Here is a 1,775-nt window from a genome sequence, read left to right on the forward strand (position 1 = left end):
GGCAATTTGCCTTGCTAATGCCGCATCAAACAAGCCATGCGGGGGGTCAATAATATATCGAATTGGCAAATGCCGAAATCCACCACTCACAGCCTTAAAAGAACAAGTCACCATAATGTGTAACCGTTCAGCTTCCGAATACGGATTAAAAATTTCTTTTTTTACATCTGGGGTCCATAAATTATAAGCCGCAACCATAACCACCCCCGATAAAGAAAACTTGACCACCAAAACCTAAAAAACAACCCATCCAATCGGCTGCTTGATGAGGCAACACTGTGCAATTTTTCTTGTCTATTTTGTATTGATCTTTAGACATTGATAAACCTTTTTATCTTATGGTATCTAAATACATGGCAAATGCGCTAACACGCAGAGCCTAAAGCTCAAGCAGCATTACCGCGTGAGAGGGAAGAAACAACACAATCCGTATTGGCGTGTTTTGCTGCTTTGAAAATACGACGGCGACTTTTAGGGTAGCGGTCGCTAAAAACCTGCTCGACGGGCAAGCCAATAAAGTCTGCAATTGCACGTTCGGCTTTCTCGTTAGACCGTGTCCAAATGTGTTGAACACTGGATGATGAGAGTTGATAAGCTTTCGCGAGCTCCGCCAAAGTCATGTTCCGGCGGCGTAGCTCAGCTAAAATGCTATGGCGATCCCATGTTTGTGTGATAGTCATAAACTTTCGCTCCTGCTTCAAACGGATGCTCCCACATCCGTTTTTTGTGGGGTTAATTGTAAAATATCTGCCCTCTATATCGGGCGGTAATAATAGATATATGCCAAATATCTGTCTTTGTAAACAGTTTTTTGTCATTTGGAGTGATTTTTTTGGCACGCCCTGAAAAAGAACCACAAACAGAACTTGCAAAACGCCTACGTGAAGTACGACGAATGCTCGGAAACGAAGAACGGGGTATTTTTGCACAACGCCTTAATTTACAACGCACTACTCTTGCCAATTATGAAATCGGAGTACACGAGCCAACATCCTCAGCAATTAACGCCTATCATAGAGTCTATAACATTAACCCCCATTGGCTCGTTACGGGTGAAGGTGAAATGTTTAGTGACATGGCAAAAGCGAAAGCAGCAGGTTTTAAACCACAAACTATCCCTGCTGGACTGATGAAAAAACTTGGTCGCATAGCTTATACAACCTATCGTGATGAAAATATTAAACTCCCCCCTGAAGATATAGCGGAACTCGCGGCGGAACTTTGTATAAAGTTGCAAGAGTTGGTTCAAGACATCAACGACACGGAAGAAGTTGAGCTTACCTTGCCTCTTCTAAAATTGCATTTAAAGCGCCAAATAGAAGCTGAAAGAGCACATCTAGAAACTACACAAGATACGGCGTAATGCCTCTCTAAAATCAATGGGGGAATCTCTTTATCCTGTAACTTAAAACATACCTCAATATAAATAAGGAGCATTTTTGGCACGCCCCGAACTAGAACCCAAAACACCATTGGCAAAACGCCTACGTGAAATAAGAAAAATGCTTGGAAATGAAGAACGCGGTGCTTTTGCAAAAACTCTTGATTTAGCGAAAGGTACGCTCGCAAATTATGAGCTCGGTGTAAATGAGCCACCAGCATCTATTGTAATTGCCTATCACAAAATTTATGGCGTAGATTTTCATTGGCTTCTCACTGGTGAAGGTGAGACGTTTAGTGACATGGCAAAAGCGAAAGCAGCAGGTTTTAAACCACAAACTATCCCTGCTGGTCTCATGAAAAAACTTGGTCGCATCGCTTATACAACCTATCGC

General features: G+C 42.3%; 4 protein-coding genes and 1 pseudogene. 2 read left to right on the plus strand and 3 right to left on the minus strand.

Features of this window, described 5'->3' with window-relative positions; genetic code table 11:
* The 3 genes and pseudogenes from BN200_RS07220 to BN200_RS07225 all read right to left on the minus strand — a co-directional run.
* Nucleotides 1-198: pseudogene (locus BN200_RS07220) on the minus strand (hypothetical protein); the annotation flags it as partial.
* A complete protein-coding gene (locus BN200_RS09420; RefSeq protein ID WP_019221879.1) occupies nt 182-319 on the minus strand; it encodes a hypothetical protein in 138 nt (45 codons plus the stop codon). The gene BN200_RS09420 and the pseudogene BN200_RS07220, both read right to left, overlap by 17 nt.
* Before the next feature lie 67 nt (nt 320-386).
* A complete protein-coding gene (locus BN200_RS07225; protein WP_019221880.1) occupies nt 387-680 on the minus strand; it encodes a helix-turn-helix domain-containing protein in 294 nt (97 codons plus the stop codon).
* A 152-nt stretch (nt 681-832) separates the two neighbouring features.
* On the opposite strand from BN200_RS07225, the gene BN200_RS07230 reads away from it, so the two are divergent.
* Together BN200_RS07230 and BN200_RS07235 are read left to right on the plus strand one after the other, a co-directional pair.
* A complete protein-coding gene (locus tag BN200_RS07230) occupies nt 833-1,363 on the plus strand; it encodes a helix-turn-helix domain-containing protein (protein WP_019221881.1) in 531 nt (176 codons plus the stop codon).
* 76 nt (nt 1,364-1,439) lie between these two features.
* The coding region (locus tag BN200_RS07235; protein ID WP_019221882.1) for a helix-turn-helix domain-containing protein at nt 1,440-1,775 on the plus strand (336 nt) is incomplete at its 3' end.

The sequence above is a fragment of the Bartonella senegalensis OS02 genome, assembly GCF_000312545.1.
Lineage (GTDB): Bacteria > Pseudomonadota > Alphaproteobacteria > Rhizobiales > Rhizobiaceae > Bartonella > Bartonella senegalensis.